We start from the raw sequence: 18,197 nt of genomic DNA, 5'->3' as shown, positions 1-18,197 counted from the left end.
ATGATTACACGTGAATTTGATACCATCGCAGCAATCTCGACTCCGCTTGGTGAAGGGGCTATTGGTATTGTTCGTTTAAGTGGATCGGATAGTTTTACTATCGCCCAGAAAATTTTTAGAGACAAGGATTTGAGCAAGGTTGCTAGTCACACTCTAAACTACGGACATATCGTTGATCCTCAGACAGGTAAGGTTATGGACGAGGTCATGGTTGGTGCTATGAAATCTCCAAAAACCTTCACTCGTGAAGATATTATTGAAATTAATACTCACGGTGGAATCGCCGTAACTAATGAAATCCTTCAACTAGCTATCCGTGAAGGGGCTCGGTTGGCTGAGCCTGGTGAATTTACCAAGCGTGCCTTCCTCAACGGTCGTGTGGACTTGACTCAGGCTGAGGCCGTTATGGATATCATCCGTGCCAAGACGGACAAGGCTATGAATATTGCGGTCAAACAGTTAGATGGCTCCCTTTCTGATCTTATTAACAATACTCGCCAGGAGATACTCAATACACTTGCACAAGTTGAGGTTAATATCGACTATCCTGAGTATGACGATGTGGAAGAGGCTACTACTGCTGTAATCCGTGAAAAAACTTTAGAATTTGAACACCTCTTAACCAATCTCTTAAAAACGGCACGTCGTGGTAAAATCCTTCGTGAGGGAATTTCAACAGCCATCATTGGTCGTCCAAACGTTGGGAAATCCAGTCTTCTCAACAATCTCCTTCGTGAAGACAAGGCTATCGTAACCGATATTGCGGGTACTACGCGCGATGTCATCGAAGAATACGTCAACATTAACGGGGTTCCTCTAAAATTGATTGATACTGCAGGTATTCGTGAGACGGATGATATTGTTGAGCAAATCGGTGTTGAACGCTCGAAAAAAGCCCTTAAGGAAGCTGACTTGGTACTACTAGTCCTAAACGCTAGCGAACCTCTAACTGCCCAAGACCGACAACTTCTTGAAATTAGTCAAGATACTAATCGAATCATTCTTCTCAACAAAACTGACCTGCCAGAAGCGATCGAAACTGCTGAGCTTCCAGATGATGTCATCCGTATTTCAGTCCTTAAAAATCAAAACATTGATAAGATTGAAGAACGCATCAATAACCTCTTCTTTGAAAATGCTGGCTTGGTCGAACAAGATGCTACTTATCTATCCAACGCCCGTCATATTTCATTAATTGAAAAGGCAGTTGAAAGTCTACAGGCAGTTAACGAAGGTCTTGAACTGGGTATGCCAGTTGATCTGCTTCAAGTTGATTTGACTCGTACTTGGGAAATCCTCGGAGAAATCACTGGTGATGCTGCGCCAGATGAGCTGATTACCCAGTTGTTTAGTCAATTCTGTTTAGGTAAATAAAAAATTATAAAAAGGAGTTATGATGAAATACCCTACATTACTAGAGCGTTTTTTAACTTATGTTAAGGTTAACACACGTTCAGACGAAAATTCTACTACTACACCAAGCACTCAGAGTCAGGTAGACTTTGCGACTAATGTCCTCATTCCAGAAATGAAACGTGTCGGTTTGCAAAATGTCTATTATTTGCCAAACGGTTTTGCTATCGGTACTCTTCCAGCTAATGATCCTAGTTTGACTCGTAAGATTGGTTTTATCTCTCACATGGATACGGCTGATTTTAATGCTGAAGGAGTTAACCCGCAAGTTATCGAAAACTACGACGGTGGCCTTATCAATCTTGGAGAATCTGGTTTCAAGCTTGATCCAGCAGATTTTAAGAGCTTAGAGAAATATCATGGACAAACATTGATTACTACTGATGGAACTACCCTTCTCGGCGCTGATGACAAATCTGGTATCGCTGAAATCATGACAGCTATCGAGTACTTGAACGCTCATCCTGAAATAAAGCACTGCGAAATTCGTGTCGGCTTTGGACCTGATGAAGAAATCGGCGTTGGTGCCAACAAATTTGATGCAGAAGATTTCGATGTCGACTTTGCTTATACAGTTGACGGTGGACCTCTTGGTGAACTTCAATACGAAACCTTCTCCGCTGCGGCTGCTGAACTCCATTTCCAAGGGCGTAATATTCACCCAGGAACAGCTAAAGGACAAATGGTTAACGCCCTTCAATTAGCCATTGACTTCCACAACCAACTCCCAGCTGGTGACCGCCCTGAATTGACTGAGGGATATCAAGGTTTCTACCATCTCATGGATGTATCTGGTAGTGTTGAGGAAGCGCGTGCTAGCTATATCATTCGTGATTTCGAAAAAGAAACCTTTGAAGCGCGTAAAGCTACTATGCAAGCTATCGCTGATAAGATGAACCAAGAACTTAGTAGCAATCGTGTAACCTTGACTTTGACAGACCAGTATTACAACATGAAAGAAGTCATTGAAAAGGATATGACACCAATAACCATTGCCAAAGCGGTTATGGAAGACCTTGATATCACACCTATTATCGAACCAATCCGTGGTGGAACAGATGGTTCTAAGATTTCCTTTATGGGAATTCCAACTCCAAATATCTTCGCTGGTGGTGAAAATATGCACGGACGTTTTGAATATGTCAGCCTTCAAACTATGGAGCGTGCAGTTGATACAATCATTGGCATTGTATCTTACAAAGACTAAAAAAGAAGTAGCAAAGCTACTTCTTTTTTAGTTGACTTCTTTTTCACTTGTTTCTGGAGAACTAGTCGTTGGATTGCTTGATTCAGTCTGTTTGTCGCTTGCTTGATTGCTTGTTGTTTCAGAACTTGCTTCATCCGGCTTAGCTTTGGATTGAAGTTCTTGGTTTAATGATACAATTTCTTGCGCAAGAGCTAGAAGAGCTTGTTTGTCTTTGCTTGCAGCTGACAATTTATCGAACAAGGCGTCCACTTTTTCAAAGTCCGTATCAGAACCATTATTCATTTCCAAATAAGTATGAAGGGCAAGGACTCCGTTATATAATTTTTGATAGAGAACTAAAACCTCTGGGTCTTGATTAGCATTCTCACGTTCAGTCTGAATGGTTTGTGAAATACGTTTTATAAGATCTTGAACTTGTGTGTTTAGTTCATCAAGGTCTGCGTCGTCTTTATCTAGAGCAGCTTTCAGGTTTTTCACCTCGTCAGCGAGTGAAGCTTTTACGCCTTCTTCTTTGACTTGAGCAACTAATTCATCAGCTTTCGTTAAGAGTCCTTCTACTTGAGCTTTTTGAACATGATTGCTTTGTTCCTCAGGTTTGATATCATCATACAAACCTTTCAAGAACTCATAAACTGCCGTTTTAGCACTATGACCGTCCACTTTTTCTGTATCTAAGATTGTTTCAGAAGGCTTGCTTGCAACTGGCTCATTTTTGAGCGATTCTTCCACTTCCAGTTTTGTTTGGTAGATTTCTGGGAATAGTTTGTTCAAGTCAGTTGCCTTAAGGAAGGATTGTGATTGATAAAGTGTCCAAGTTAAGTTAGCAACTTTATTTCTAAGAGTGTCATTTAAGCGACCATCAGATAGATGTTGATAGAAATACTTGATGTATTCGACTGTCGTAACACCAGTACGGTCATTAAAATCTTGCAAAGCTTGTAACTTAGCTTCAACTGCATCTAAACCTGCTTCATCTTGGGCTAGTTTATTTTCTTGAAGCTGAGTCAATAAATCCTTCTTAGGAAGTCCATAAGCATCCGTATCCAAGGTATTAATCTTATCTACTAAAGCTTGATATTTCTTATCTAAAGGACTGATTTCTGTTGGTTTTACGCTAGCATCAACATGGATATACTGTTTGTCAAAGAGATCTAATGCAGCTAGATACCCAGCTGTAGAGTTGGTTGAGAGCTTCTTCATATTTTCAGAGAATTGACCTAAGGCAAGCTCAATTTGTCTTTGTAAAATTGGTTTATCCTTGTAAACTTCGCGACTTTCTGCTAGAAGTTGATCAACCTTATTTTGAACAGTCGTTTCATCAAATGCACCTGGTTGGTAGTTAGATTGCAAAGCAGGGATTTTATGTTTCAAAGCAACTTCATAGCCCTTGGTTTGAACTTTAATATAGTGGTTGTGGTCGCCATGAGGGATAACAAAGCTACCATTTTCAACCTGCAAGCTATAAGGAGAAACACCATCACGTAAAGCAGTTGTATAGAGTTCGTTTAGGAAATCAAGCTCTGCATCACCTGTTTGAAGCGGAATACGAACGTGTTCTTTACGAACGGCGTAAGGGTGAATGTGAGTTGGATCATAAGCTTGGTCTGGATTACCAAATACAAAGAATCCATTTGAAATTCTGATAGCCTCAAGAGGAACGCCATATGTTTTAGAAATATAAGCTATTTTTTCTTCATCGCTGGCATCTCGAGAGAAACTTTCAACCGTCTTGGCAAGAGGTTTAACAGCTTCTACCTGATGATGACCATGCAAATGTTCCTGCGCAGCCTTTATCTGATCTTTCGACAAATCTTTCTTGTAGAAATAATGGGCATGGTCTCCGTGTGAAACTACAAAACCTTGTTCATCCTCACTAATCACTCGATCAACTGCAAAACCATGGTCGTGCTCTTCTTCATGATGGTTTCCATGGTTATCATGATTGTGTTCTTCTGGTTTACTACTGTGGTTATCTGGGCTAGTTTCTGAATGTTTATTGCCGTACAAGTGATCTTGGGCAGCTTTAATCTGATCTTTTGTTAAATCTTTTTTAAAGAAATAGTGGTTGTGATCTCCATGAGAAACGACAAATCCTTTATCATCTTCACTTATTACACGATCAACTGCAAAGCCATGATCGTGCTCTTCCTCATGATGGTTTCCATGGTTATCATGATGGTGTTCTTCTGGTTTACTACTGTGGTTATCTGGGCTAGTTTCTGAATGTTTATTGCCGTACAAGTGATCTTGGGCAGCCTTAATTTGATCAGGGGATAAATCTTTTTTAAAGAAGTAATGATTGTGATCACCATGACTCATGATAAAGCCAGCTGCATCTTCGCTGATGACTCTATCCGCATCAAAGCCATGATCATGGTCTTCACCATGATGGTGGTCATGCTCATCTTCATCATGGTCCTCATGACTTGGACTTGGTGTCACTGGTGACTTAGCTTTCAAATGATCTTGTGCTGCCTTGATTTGCTCAGGTGTCAAATCTTTCTTAAAGAAGTAATGATTGTGATCTCCATGACTCATGACAAAACCTTCTGAATCTTCACTTATAATTCTATTTGCATCAAAACCATGATCGTGTTCCTCTTCTTCATGGTGAACATGTGGTAACGGATTATTTGGTGTAGAATTAGAAGGACTTTCTAAGCTTGGAGTGTTAGATTGTGCTTGATGATTGTTAAGAGATGATTTAGGGATATAGTGATAGTGGTCCCCATGTCGTACGATATAAGCATCGCCAGTATCTCTGACAATATCATTAGGGTTAAAGACATAACCATCATCTGCTGCAGAAACACCATTATTCGGTGTCACTGATAAAGGTTGACTGAGAGCTGTAGTATTCCCTGATAAATATGCTTTTGCGCCTGCTAATTCACCTGCCGACAAGTCACTCTTAGGAATGAAATGATAGTGACCACCATGTGGTACGATATAACCATCACCTGTATCTTTAATGATATCTGAAGCATTAAAGACGTAACCATCATCGGTTGTATAACGTCCTTGAGCTCTAGCTGCCACAACTTCCTTAGAATCATTTTTTTGGTCAGATGTATGCCCTTGTTTTTGTTTTTCAATTTGCTCTTTGGTACGTATATTATCTGCATGACTAGCATCCTTCAAGTAGACATAGTATTTCCCATCCACCTTGATAATGTAGCCACCCTTAATCTCATTAACAATATCTTCATCTTTCAACTGATAGTTTGGATCTTTCATGACTAACTCTTCGCTAAAGATGGCATCATATGGTACCTTACCATTGTAAAAATGAAAATGGTCGCCATGTGATGTCACATATCCTTGGTCTGTAATCTTAGTAACAATCTGCTCAGCTTCTATTCCTTCCTTCTTGCTAACTTGGTCCGGTGTTAGAGATTCATTTTTCTTAGCTTCAGATTCTTTTCCATCAACATATGATACACGATTGCTTTCTTTTGTCTCAGGTGCTTGATGTTGATTTAAAGCATAAACACACACACTTAAGGCAAGGACCACTGCAGATCCTGCTAAATAATTTTTATTAATCTTCATAATCTCCTCATTTCAATTCTTGTGCTAAGATAGCCATATTTTCTTCAAGATTCTCCAAGTAAGACTTGTCATTTTGTGGATCAGCCTCTAAAGGATTTAAAGTTTTAAGACTCACACCTGTTGATTTTACAAGTGTGTCAGCAACTTTAGAAGAAACATTGCTTTCAGTAAAAATAGTTTTGACTTTATAAGTCTTTACAAATTCTTGAATTTCAGTCAATTGTCTTGGACTTGGTTCTTGGTCAGGTGAAATACCAGCAATCCCTAGTTGATTTAGATCAAACCGTTTGGACAAATAAGAAAAGGCCGTATGTTGCGTTACAAATGTCTTCTGACTTGATTTTTCAAAGATTGGTTGGTATTTCTTGGTTAAGTCTTGAGCTTTTGCACTGAAGTTTTGCGCATTTTTCTGATAAGTTTCCTTGTTAGCACTGTCCTGTTCGGATAACTTGTCAGCAATAATCTGTGCTTCTTCTGCAACCTTTTCAGGATCAAGCCAGGTGTGAGGGTCATACAATGTTTTCTCATCAACACCGTTTCCGGCTTCCATATCTTCCAAGCCAGGCACACGCTCCAAGGTCATACCTTCAGACGCTTCTATGACTTTTACCTTAGATTTTTGCAAGTTCGGATCTAAACTTCCTGCCCATGACTCCAAGGTATGTGAATGATAAATAAAGACATCAGCATCATAAATAGCTGCAATATCATTTGCGGATGGTTCATAGGAATGAATACCGGAGCTAGACTGAATCATCCGAACATCATTTAAATCACCAGAAACCTCTTTAACCATGGCGTAGACTGGATAAAAACTGGTCACTATTTTCATTCCCTTAGCATTCTTGCTTTCTTGATTGCCCTTTTGTCCGCAAGCTCCTAAAATCAGAACAAAAAGACCAATCATAAACCAAAGGACACTTCTTTGTTTCATCACAACTCCTTAACTAGTGTTTAACCATTTAATTAACTAGTAAACATTCTACTCCTTAAAATTTAAGATGTCAAGCTAAAACTTTGCTTTTTCCCAAAATTTTACCGATTGTAAAAATATCTCTAAGACTCTTAATCGAATACTTTTGCTAAACAAAAAGCTCGAACAATCATTCGAACTTTTTGATTCTTTTATTTTCTTGCAGCTTTTTCATCTTCTTCAAGTTGTTTGACCAGTTGTTGAACACTGTCAAATTTTACCATATCTCGGATACGATCTAACCAATAGATGGTCACAGTCTCTCCATAAATATCCTCATCAAAATCAAAGATATTGACTTCAAAGCGCTCTTCTTCTCCATCAAAGGTAACATTCTTACCGACACTTGCCATCCCTCGATAGAGTTTTCTCTTGATTTCGATATCAACAGTATAGACACCATCTGCTGGCATATAAGTACGGTCTAAGAGGACAAGATTAGCAGTAGGATATCCAATTGTACGTCCACGGGCATTACCATGTACCACAATTCCTCTTGTCGGAAGAGGGCTTCCTAGTAATTGCCCAGCTTCTTTCACATCCCCTTCTAGGATGGCTTGACGAATACGAGTAGAGCTAATCTTTCCTTTTTCATCTTCTACAGGTGGTACTACAACTACTTCTCCGTCGAAGATTTCTTTTAAATCCTCTGCAGATTTTCGATCTGAACCTAAACTATAGTCAAATCCAACTACAATGGTATCAGCTTTAACTTCCTTGACAAAGCTATCTACGAACTCTTGCGCTGTCATATTAGCAATACGGCTTGAGAAATCCATCAGATAAAGATTTTCAACTCCTGCTCGTTTAAATTTGCGTTCACGATCGTCCGCATTTAGGATATGAAGCAAATTTTCTGGCGAATAGGCTTTTAAGGTTAATTTTGGTGATTCATGAAAAGTAATTAAGGAAACGCTTAATCTTTTCTTTGCAGCTATTTCACCAGCTATACTAAATAGTTTTTGATGCCCTAGGTGGATACCATCAAAATATCCTAATACTAGGACAGTCGGTCCTGGGGTTGCAATGTCTTTTTCAGTTTTAATAGGTATTGTTACAATCATAGTTATATTATACCAAAAAGAAGAAGGCATTCAAAACATTACGAATCTAAAAAGACTATAAGCTATTTTTTACTTCTTTCCTAAGTTGTTCCAGACTTTCGATGTTATATTTCTCCATAACTTTTGGCAGATTTTCGATAATATCTGGACAAGCATAGGGATTTGTAAAGTTTGCTGTTCCGACACCGATTGCTGAAGCACCTGCTAGATACATTTCTAAGGCAACTTGAGCTGAATCAACTCCCCCCATACCGATAATTGGCAGACTCGTTGTTTGTGCTACCTGGCGAATTAATTTAAGTGCAACTGGAAAGACTGCTGGACCTGACATCCCACCTGTTCCATTTGCGAGGATTGGTTTTCTTGTCTTGAGATCAAAACGCATACCAACAAGAGTATTGATCATGGTAAGTCCGCTAGCACCGGCATCTTCTGCTGCCTTCGCTATGGTTACAATATCAGTCACACTTGGAGTTAGTTTAACGTAGACTGGAACATCTGACGCTTCTACAGCTGCTTTAACCACATCAAAAGTCAAATCTGGGTCTTGCCCGATTAAAAGACCGTGATTTCCATGGTCAACGTTAGGACATGAAATATTGAGCTCGATAGCTTTTACATTATTTGCCTTTGAAATTCCATGAGAAACGGTTGCATACTCCTGTTTTGAAAATCCAGCAACATTGGCGATGATAGGGAGATTTGGATATTCTCTTTCAAGCCAAGGTAACTTTTCAGACAGAACGACCTCTAAACCAGGATTTTGTAGACCAATAGCATTAAGCATACCAGCAGGAGTTTCTGCCACTCTTGGAGTAGGATTCCCAAAACGTGGCTCAAGTGTAGTTGCTTTAATCATGATAGACCCTAAGAGATCTAAATCATAGTATTTAGCATACTCTTGACCAAAACCAAAACAGCCTGATGCGGGAATGATAGGATTCTTTAACTCTAAGCCAGGTAGAGAAACTTGTAATCGATTTGTAGTCATGACACTCTCCTTATAAAACTACTGTTCCGGTTTTAAATACAGGTCCATCTTCACAGACACGTTGACTAACTGTTTCACTATCTGGTACTTTTAGGACACAAGCATAGCAAGCCCCCATACCACAGGCCATACGTGATTCTAAAGATAGATAGGCTCTTGGATGGTCGTAAAAGGTTTGATTGATGTATTTCATCATACCAGGTGCTCCACAAGAGTATACAGCATCAAATTCACTGTCCAATTCCTTAATCACAACTGAGACATTCCCCTTGATCCCATAAGAGCCATCATCGGTCGTCACAAATACTTTACTATATTTGGCTAATTCATCTTCCAAAATGACAGCATCTTTAGTAGCAAATCCTAGAACAGTTGTAATTTCTACACCACTCTCATACAGTTGTTTAGCTACTTCGATTAAGGGTGGTACTCCGATTCCACCACCGACTAGGAGAACATGATTCTGCTTGTCTAAATCTGATAAGTCAAAACCATTTCCTTGGGGTCCCATAACGTCTATACTGTCACCCTTTTTTAAGGTTGAAAAGATTGCTGTACCAGAACCTTCGATTCGATATATAAGATGGCATTTTTTATTAACCTTATCAATAGATGAGATTGAAATTGGGCGACGCAAGAGGTGGGCATCATCAGGTACACGTAAATGAAGAAATTGTCCAGCTTTCATAGCTTCAACCATGTCTCCTTCAAGTACCAGCTCAAAGATTGCTGGTGCGATTTCCTCTTGAACAATCACTTTCATATTTTCCAAGCGAATAGCACCCATGCGTTTTCTACAATTTGGATTCATAACTTTTCCTCCTTAAATTTTAAGGGGATCAGATAAAGAAAAACCTTGCAATAGCAAGGTTTCAGTTAAGATATTTACACAAAAGTAGCAAATAAGCACTTGCTTACTTGTTCCCATTGTAGCTTCTTTTCTCTGACACCTTGTGAGTCTCTCTGGACTTCCCTTAAAGGTTAAATTTTCACTAGTATACTGTATCAAACATGAAAAGTCAAGTAAAAATAGGTAAGGTATCAGTTCATAAAAGTTGGTTATTTTTGTGAAGATAGAATCTTCTCTAATTTTTGATAATCTTTGACACTGTCAATTTCGTAGATAGAATTTTCTTCTAACTCTTCTACATATACATCTAGTTCTTTGATATTATCTTTAACCATATTGTCCCAGTAAAGGTCAACAAAATCGCCACTTGCATAGGCTTCATCGATGAACCCAACAATTTTCTCAGCTGTTGGAGCATCCCAGAATGACACACCACTCAAGATGCGTCCATTTTTGCTATCGACAATGATATCTTGAACTTTGTAATCATCTCCGTAAACTAGGAACCACTCATTATCACAATCTTCACGATAAACACTAAAATATGTTGAACGCTCGATATCATTGCGGAACATATTCTTGAAAAGATAATTATCAGCATCAATAACGTAGCTGTTAGCCAACTCTTCTTTTACCAAGTAAAGAGAGTAAAAGTTATTGTAATCCGCATACTTATCGTTGAAAACTAAACGCACACCGTATTTCTCTTTGAGATAGTCGAACTGTTCTTTCAAATAACCTACGACGATGATAATGTCATCAATTCCTCGTTCTTTTAAATATTCAATTTGATATTCAACCAAAGGTTTTTGATTGACTTGTACCAAGGCTTTGGGAGTATTTTCTGTCATAGGACGTAAACGAGTTCCCAATCCCGCTGCTAAGATGATCGCTTTCACGCGTTTTCTCCTTTATTCTTTAATGATAATATAAACACCAGCCATTACAACAAATGAAGTTATAATGGTCAAGACAGTCAGAGGTGTCCCCAAGAACATCGCTGCAAACAGGACAGTCCAAACTACATAACTGACATTTAAACCAGTTGCTTTTGCTGGTTGCAATCGATTGATAGCCATATAGTAGGCAAGATAAGAAATCATATTAAATGCTGCAAAGACAATTAATAGACCAAACAATTGGCCATTTGCCACTTCTGCAAATGAGTGATGCGTGAAAAGCACAATAACAAGATAAGACAAGAAGGATGTAACTTGACGAATCAAGAGAGCTTCAATTTCGCTGAGGTCACTTTCCATAGCAAAGGAGCTCAGAACACTTTCACTTCCCCAAGCAAAAGCACAAATCAAGGCGCAAAGAATTCCGATATAGAAGGAATTGACTTGTTCAACCTTGTAAGTCTGAGCAATAATCCCTGCAATGATTAATAAGATTCCAAATACTGTATTCTTAGAAACCTTATGCTTTAAGAAAAAGAAAGCAAGAATGACAGATACTGCAGGATAAATAGCTGAAACAGACGAAGCTAAGGAACTACCTATATATTTGACCGCGTAGAGATTGGCCTGCATACCAATAGGACCCGCTAAAAGTGCTCCGACAATAACACTGACATTTCGAATGTTCAAAAAGATTGAAAAACGTACTTTACCTTCTTTAAATAGAAGATATCCTAACAAGATAAAAATACTCAGAAAATCGTGCGCTGCTGCTACTACAAAGGGCGATAAATCCGTGAATATTGAAAAGATATAAGCACTAATAGTTAATCCTAATCCCCAGAACACACCTGATAGTAGCCCAAAAGAAACTCCATTTTTAGTTTTCATTTAAATCTCCTTCAGACTCTAATTCTTTTACTGCTCTATTGTAACGAGAGATTCCGTAATCTCCGAAATCTGCACCATTTTCTTCTTTGTAAATAGTCCAAAGACTCCATATGATATCTTGCAAGATTTTGTAAATACGAATTTTATCCCTTGAAACTGGAGTCTTGTCACTCTCGTAATGACTTAAAAAGTCTTCTTCTTCTGCACTTGTAAATTCAGACTCTAGGAAAAGAGCTGCCAAATCCCACATAGGATCATTCATAGATGAATATTCCCAATCAATGAGATAAAGATGGCCATCTGGTCCTTCAATAAAATTTTCAGGAACCAAATCAATATGACACGATTTCTTATCCATTCCAATTTCTTCAAGTTGGTCTTTCAGAGAAAATACAGATTTTCTGACAACTTCATAGTTCGGATAGGAAATCTCCCCTTGAATCAATGATTCATATTTTTTAATTTCCTCAAAAGGAGCAAACTCTCCTTTTAATTCTTTACCCGAAGCATGGATCGTTTGTAAAATTGGAGCTATCTTCTCGAATTTAGTTTTAATGGTAATTGAATCAAGTGTCTCTGCATTTTCAATATATTGATTGACCTTGATACCTGCATCAATATCGAAAAGATAATTTTCTACATCTAATTTCAAATCTTTCAACAATTCAAGATTGAACTTTTCATTTTGGCGGTCGATTAATTTATCTGTACCTTTTCCGAAAAACTTAACAATATATTGATTCGAAGATGTTTTGACCAAGTAGTTTTGATTGGTCATCCCACCTAATTGTTCAACACTTAGAATATCCTCATCAGTTGATAGTAAAGAGGTAAGTTTTTCCTTAATGATTTTTTCCACAATCTTCCTCCATTAGACTTCCCACTTAAAGACTGTTTTAAAAGCAGTATTTAAGTCAGTTGCAAATACTCGGTGAATATCTTTAATTTCTCTTACAGGTTCCTCTAGATAAATGATATTCTTCAAACGATTTGCAAATTTCTTAACTTCCATCATTTGAACGGCTTTTTCAAAGTCAATTCGCCCAGAACGAGAAGAACCTACTAGCAACAACCCTTTTTCAAGCGCATCACGAGTATTAATATTTACTTTATACTCACTAACCCCCATCATAAGGATCGTTCCCTGTGGTTTGATGTAACGAATCAAGTCATTTATAGCAGGTCCACATCCATCACCACCACAGCATTCAAAACCATGGTCAAAACTAAGATCCTCTGGGATACTATCAGTGATGTAAAGCTCTTTAGCAAAAGAGAAGAGTTCCAACTTTTCCCAGTGACGACCAATTACGATAATTTCAGCTTCAGGCAAGGTATAGTTGATAATATTTGCCATGACAAAGGCTAGACTACCATCACCAATGACAGCTATTCTCTGTCTTCTGCTATGAGAAACTGTCAAAAAACGATTCATGGCATGCATACCAACACTGACAAATTCAGTGATAGCAGCTACCGTATCTTCGATGTCATCATAAGCTACTACACGATCTTTTGGAAGAGAAACAAACTCACGCATGAATCCATCATAACCACTTGACAAGAAGTAGGTACCTGTCATGTAGTTTTCATAGAACTCCTCGTCACTTTGCATAGGTGGTTGATTTGGAATCATAACAACCTTCTGACCAACCTTATAGGTACCTGTTGGATCAGAAATAACAGTTCCACAAGACTCATGAATCATAGCCATTGGAAGCTTTTTAGATAATATTTTGGGATCACGCTTTCCTTGGTAATAGCGTTGATCCGCATGACAAACCGCCATATAATTTGGTCGAATGAGGATATGATTCTCTTGGTCAATCTCTTCTTCCTGATATTTAATATTGATAAATTTTGGTTTTGTCAGTTGATAAATTTGATTAATCATGTCTCTAGTCTTTCTCAATCATGCTTTTAGCAATCTTCAAGTCTGTAACTGTTGTAATTTTAAGGTTTGAGTATTCACCTTTAGCCAAGGCCACATCTTTACCCTTAATGACAAAGATTTTACATGCATCTGTTAAAATTTCTTTTTCTTCTGCTGATAATGAACCATACAAATCAATAAAGTCTTTACAACGGAATGTTTGTGGAGTCTGTCCTTGGTAAAGATGAGCACGATTTGGAATATCTGTAATAAACTGACCATTTGTGCTTTCAACAATTGTATCCACCGCTTCAACCACAGTGTCAACCGCATCATGTTTTTGAGCAAGAGCGATATTGTCTTGAATCATACGAAGTGTGATAAAAGGACGAACCGAATCATGTGTTACTACGATATCATCTTCTGTTAGTGGACGGTAAGCATCGATGGCTTCAATAATCTTTTCAATACTAGAATTACGATCAGCACCACCTTTTGTAATGATGATACGTTCCTTGTGGAGTGGAAGGAATTTTTCAACTAAATCTTCTGCATGTGTCACCCAGTCGCCATGAACCCCAACAACGATTTTTTCAATACTTGGTTCTAAGACGAATTTTTCAATTGTATGAATTAGAATTGGGCGGTCTCCCAACTCAAGAAATTGTTTAGGTAAATTACTGATACCCATGCGCGTGCCGGTTCCACCTGCTAAAATTCCAGCGTAAATCATATTGATTCTCCTTTAGTTTGTTCTAAAAACTCATTCTTTCCTATTATATCATAATCTAGCACTATCTTAAAATAAATACTAGGTCCCTCTAGCTAGAAACTAGTATCAAAAGCACGTTTTTGGCAAAATTGAGTTCTAATCTGACATTTCTAACTCTCGATTAATATAGAGTTCTTCAGAATAATATAGAAAGCTTAAAGAAACCTTAAACCGTTGGTTGATATATATATAGCAATCCTGAAATTTTAATTAGACTTTTCCAATTAAAATTGTTAAAATAAAATGGAAAATAAAAGAAAAGGAAGCTAACTACCGCCATGATGAATATGCAAAACATGATGCGCCAAGCTCAAAAACTTCAAAAACAAATGGAACAAAGTCAAGCTGAGCTTGCTGCTACTGAATTTGTTGGAACTTCTGCTCAAAATCTGGTAACTGCAACAGTAACTGGTGATAAAAAAGTCGTTAAAATTGATTTTGATCCAGCAGTCGTAGATCCAGAAGATATTGAGACACTATCTGATATGACTGTCCAAGCACTCAATGCTGCTCTCGAGCAAATTGACGAAACTACTAAGAAGAAACTTGGTGCATTCGCAGGTAAATTACCTTTTTAATATCGTACAAAAAGAGGCTGGTTAACAGCCTCTTTTTTGATTAGAATGCAAAGAATTCAGTTGCCTTTTTTAAAAGCAAGTCTGTATACTCAGGATCTTCCTGAGCTGTTTCTAGTTCATCTTTAATCATTTTCAAGTTATCCGTTATCATGCCGTTGACACCTAAGCGGAAAGACTTATCAAATGACTCAGAACTATTGATTGTCCATACATAGAGTTTCTGCTCTGTATTCCAAAGTTTGGTTACAAAGTATTCATCCAATGTAGAGTACTCCATAGTATAACCCGTTGCATTCGTTCTCGGAAAAACAGAATTGTAAGGAAGAATAAAGTAGATTGGAATATCCTTGTCATACTGAGTTACTTTCTCAACAACATGGTAATCCAAGGATTGCATTTGATGACCATAAACCTTAATTTTTGCAGCATACTTTTCGAGAAAATGATCCATCATTTGCGGACTATCTTTGTGGCTAGTCTTAATTTCAATAAGAAGTTTCTGATGCAATTCATTTGCGCGATTCAGATAATCATCAAAACTCGAAATCTTCGTCGTATAACCATTCTCGTGTATGTCGATCTGTTGTAACTCTTCCAGAGTCAAATCCTGTGGCGTCTTATTCAAACCTGCTAATCCTCTAAGATTTGCATCGTGCATCATGACAAATTGACCATCCTTGGTTTCCTGGATATCCATTTCTATTAAATCCGGTTTTAATTGAGCAGTTTTTTCCAAGGATTGGATTGTATTTTGTACACCATTGCCATTTGATACGCCACGATGTGAAATTACAAGTGGCGGATTGACTACAGGAGCTTCTAGATAATTATATCCTTCAATTGCAAAGAAAGTACTTGCACAGACCATCACACCCCATCTCATGATATGGTCCTTCTCCCGTCTTGGCATAATGTCAAGTTCTTCTCCTGTTAGAAAAGAAGAGAATTTAATAAGGAAATAGGTTAATGCCATATAGTGAAAATTCTTGATGAGAGCAAAGTTAATAATAGCAAGAACTAGGGATTCTTTCTGTGTTATGCTATCCACTATAAACTGAATTGATAATATAGGGATGAGAGGTAGGTAAAAGAATAGGTTTGTCTTTACAATAATTAAGAATAAATGCCAGGCATAAAACCAAAAATTATTCTTGGTTTTTTCAAGACTATAAAGAACGGAGTCCTTAACTGACATCTTTTCGTAAAAGACTTTTGGTAATGCGAACATCAACCGAACCGAAACATAGAAGAATAAAAGTGATAAGCTAATAATAGCTACCCACCACATCCAATATTTATCTTCCATGTAAGTTTGGATAAACTCCGGAATCACTATTTTATTGAAATAATAAATCTTAAATATCTTTCTGATAAAAGGAAATAGCATTGCCACAAAAAGAAAGATAAATAATGCTTTAGAAATAGTCAACTTCTTCATAAAAGCAAGGCTTTCACGGAATACTTTTCGACTATATTCTATGAGAGTTCTTTTTTCATGATAAAGGAGATGACGTGCTCCAATAAAGAGAATACTGAGTTGAAAATAGGCTACCAGCAGATTAATGGCTATCAAAACCACAAAACCAAGACTGACTATAGGAGCGTTTTTTATGATTGAAAAAATATTGTTATAAGAAATAAACAAATATCCAGTCTGACTTAGTAAAAATCCAGCTATGACTGAGTTTAATGGCAACCAAATATAGTCAACCAGCATAAAGATTAGAAAGAATAGAAAGAGGATTTTATCTAGATTTAGGTAAATCTTTTTAAAACCCAATTTTTTCGGTTTTTCAGGTTTCATAAAAAACCTCCTAATCAAAAAGTTGTGATAAATCTAAACCACCAAAAGGATTAGAATTGAGGTTGCTCTGAGTATTGAGTAAAAGTCGACTCTCATCCGACTCCAGAAAAGCTTCATATACTCGAGCAGTCATACGAGCATCCTCTAAACTATTATGAGATTTCCCTTTAAAACCTAGAAAACTTGCTACAGTTTGTAATTTTAGATTAGCAATTCCATGTAGATCAGAACTACGACGTTCAAAAGACTCGTCATAAAGATCGACTTTATATTGATCACGATAATCCAATCCATATTCTAGTAAAATCGGTAAGTCACTCTTTGCTGCATTATAACCAACAAGTGGCAAGGCTCCAACAAAATCTTGAAACTTTTGGAGAACTTCTTCTACCTTTGGAGCATCTTTGAGAGTCTCCGAAGTAATACCAGTCAATCCATTGATAAAACTCTTCAGAGGAACATCAGTGTAGACATAAGAGTCAAACGCTCCTACTTCTTCACCGTCTTTAAAATGTACTGCTGATACTTGAATCAAATGAGTCCTATCCTGGTGTTTGTTAAATTCTAAATCAAATGAGATATAATCTCTTACTGTTTCCATCTTATCGTACCTAATTAGTTTGTAAAAAGAAACCACCTGGTCTATTTATAGAAACCAAGCAGTTTTTTCTTATTTTCCAAATAAGCGAGCAAAGAAGCCTTTCTTCGATGCTTGTACTTCTTGCTTAGCTTGATCCAACTCCAACTGAAGTGTTTCTTGATCCTTCATTGCTTGAAGAGTTAACTGTTGTTGTTGGTCCAGTTGCTTATCTTTTTCAGCGATTTGGCGGTCTTTAACTCGCATCTGTTCATCTTTTTCAGCCAGTTGTTTATCTTTAGCTTTTAATTGCTCATAAAGACGGATGATTTCAGCGTTCTTTTCATCAACAAGAATCTCCATGAGTTCACGTTGCTTAACTTCATCACTAACTGGTTCGTCTTCAAAGATAGTCTTTTTGTAGATTTCTTCAAGTTTGATCAATCCACTACGGGTAACAACAGTGACACCTTTGTCGTTTTTTGTAATATCTTCTTCAGGTAATTCTTTGACACGATTATTGATTGCTTGTCGGGATAGCCCCAAGACTTCAGCAATCTCACTGACAGTCATTTCAATACTCATAATATCCTCTATTTTTCTCTAACTTTTCTTAAATTAAATCTTATCATAAGTAAGCCAAACTGTCAAATAACACTGTATTTTCAATGGTTTTTTAGGACATAAAATTTTAAAACTATTAATCTGCAAATATTTTAAAAAGATGAGAAGATCTCATCTTTGGACTAATAG

16 protein-coding genes are annotated in these 18,197 nt (G+C 37.5%); 3 read left to right on the top strand and 13 right to left on the bottom strand.

Annotated features, from left to right (window positions below; translation table 11 throughout):
- Both mnmE and pepT read left to right on the top strand, forming a co-directional pair.
- Entirely contained in the window at positions 1 to 1,374 is a 1,374-nt protein-coding gene (gene mnmE / locus GOM46_RS03910) for a tRNA uridine-5-carboxymethylaminomethyl(34) synthesis GTPase MnmE (protein WP_006149739.1), read from the top strand.
- A 22-nt stretch (positions 1,375 to 1,396) separates the two neighbouring features.
- The gene (gene pepT / locus GOM46_RS03905) at positions 1,397 to 2,620 is read left to right on the top strand and encodes a peptidase T (protein ID WP_006149736.1); all 1,224 of its coding nucleotides are present in this window, start codon (positions 1,397 to 1,399) and stop codon (positions 2,618 to 2,620) included.
- Between the two features lie 27 nt (positions 2,621 to 2,647).
- On the opposite strand, the gene GOM46_RS03900 is transcribed toward pepT, so the two are convergent.
- The 10 genes from GOM46_RS03900 to GOM46_RS03855 all read right to left on the bottom strand — a co-directional run bounded on the left by GOM46_RS03900 (position 2,648) and on the right by GOM46_RS03855 (position 14,446).
- Complete coding sequence (locus GOM46_RS03900) at positions 2,648 to 6,172, bottom strand: pneumococcal-type histidine triad protein (RefSeq protein ID WP_235084106.1); 3,525 nt, start codon at positions 6,170 to 6,172, stop codon at positions 2,648 to 2,650.
- A 7-nt stretch (positions 6,173 to 6,179) separates the two neighbouring features.
- Positions 6,180 to 7,106: a metal ABC transporter solute-binding protein, Zn/Mn family gene (locus GOM46_RS03895; protein WP_006149753.1), complete on the bottom strand. Its 927-nt coding sequence runs from the start codon at positions 7,104 to 7,106 to the stop codon at positions 6,180 to 6,182.
- 191 nt (positions 7,107 to 7,297) lie between these two features.
- Positions 7,298 to 8,209, bottom strand: coding sequence for a bifunctional riboflavin kinase/FAD synthetase (locus tag GOM46_RS03890; RefSeq protein ID WP_006149764.1), 912 nt, complete (start codon positions 8,207 to 8,209; stop codon positions 7,298 to 7,300).
- 55 nt (positions 8,210 to 8,264) lie between these two features.
- Positions 8,265 to 9,200: a dihydroorotate dehydrogenase gene (locus tag GOM46_RS03885; RefSeq protein WP_006149749.1), complete on the bottom strand. Its 936-nt coding sequence runs from the start codon at positions 9,198 to 9,200 to the stop codon at positions 8,265 to 8,267.
- Positions 9,201 to 9,210: 10 nt separating this feature from the next.
- Positions 9,211 to 10,011: a dihydroorotate dehydrogenase electron transfer subunit gene (locus GOM46_RS03880; RefSeq protein WP_006149755.1), complete on the bottom strand. Its 801-nt coding sequence runs from the start codon at positions 10,009 to 10,011 to the stop codon at positions 9,211 to 9,213.
- A 248-nt stretch (positions 10,012 to 10,259) separates the two neighbouring features.
- Complete coding sequence (locus tag GOM46_RS03875; protein ID WP_235084105.1) at positions 10,260 to 10,949, bottom strand: sugar phosphate nucleotidyltransferase; 690 nt, start codon at positions 10,947 to 10,949, stop codon at positions 10,260 to 10,262.
- A gap of 12 nt (positions 10,950 to 10,961) precedes the next feature.
- Positions 10,962 to 11,840, bottom strand: coding sequence for a DMT family transporter (locus tag GOM46_RS03870; protein ID WP_070889522.1), 879 nt, complete (start codon positions 11,838 to 11,840; stop codon positions 10,962 to 10,964).
- Complete coding sequence (locus tag GOM46_RS03865) at positions 11,830 to 12,699, bottom strand: phosphotransferase family protein (RefSeq protein ID WP_235084104.1); 870 nt, start codon at positions 12,697 to 12,699, stop codon at positions 11,830 to 11,832. The genes GOM46_RS03870 and GOM46_RS03865 overlap by 11 nt, the downstream gene beginning before the upstream one ends.
- A 12-nt stretch (positions 12,700 to 12,711) precedes the next feature.
- Entirely contained in the window at positions 12,712 to 13,734 is a 1,023-nt protein-coding gene (locus tag GOM46_RS03860; protein ID WP_006149758.1) for a ribitol-5-phosphate dehydrogenase, read from the bottom strand.
- Positions 13,735 to 13,738: 4 nt separating this feature from the next.
- Positions 13,739 to 14,446, bottom strand: coding sequence for a 2-C-methyl-D-erythritol 4-phosphate cytidylyltransferase (locus GOM46_RS03855; RefSeq protein WP_006149770.1), 708 nt, complete (start codon positions 14,444 to 14,446; stop codon positions 13,739 to 13,741).
- A gap of 317 nt (positions 14,447 to 14,763) precedes the next feature.
- Here GOM46_RS03855 and GOM46_RS03850 point away from each other — a divergent pair, with 317 nt between their 5' ends.
- Entirely contained in the window at positions 14,764 to 15,063 is a 300-nt protein-coding gene (locus tag GOM46_RS03850; protein WP_235084103.1) for a YbaB/EbfC family nucleoid-associated protein, read from the top strand.
- Between the two features lie 40 nt (positions 15,064 to 15,103).
- Here GOM46_RS03850 and GOM46_RS03845 read toward each other — a convergent pair whose 3' ends face one another.
- The 3 genes from GOM46_RS03845 to GOM46_RS03835 form a co-directional block, all read right to left on the bottom strand.
- Positions 15,104 to 16,867 (bottom strand): glycerophosphoryl diester phosphodiesterase membrane domain-containing protein, encoded by a 1,764-nt coding sequence (locus GOM46_RS03845; RefSeq protein ID WP_235084102.1) that lies wholly within the window; start codon positions 16,865 to 16,867, stop codon positions 15,104 to 15,106.
- 10 nt (positions 16,868 to 16,877) lie between these two features.
- Positions 16,878 to 17,468, bottom strand: a complete 591-nt coding sequence (locus GOM46_RS03840) for a 3'-5' exonuclease (protein ID WP_235084101.1) — start codon at positions 17,466 to 17,468, stop codon at positions 16,878 to 16,880.
- A 69-nt stretch (positions 17,469 to 17,537) separates the two neighbouring features.
- A complete protein-coding gene (locus GOM46_RS03835) occupies positions 17,538 to 18,029 on the bottom strand; it encodes a DUF536 domain-containing protein (RefSeq protein WP_004252719.1) in 492 nt (163 codons plus the stop codon).
- Between the last annotated feature and the right edge of the window lie 168 nt (positions 18,030 to 18,197).

Origin of the sequence: Streptococcus infantis, from assembly GCF_021497965.1 — a bacterium.
Taxonomy (GTDB): domain Bacteria; phylum Bacillota; class Bacilli; order Lactobacillales; family Streptococcaceae; genus Streptococcus; species Streptococcus infantis_B.
This window is presented reverse-complemented; position numbering and strand designations above follow the sequence as displayed.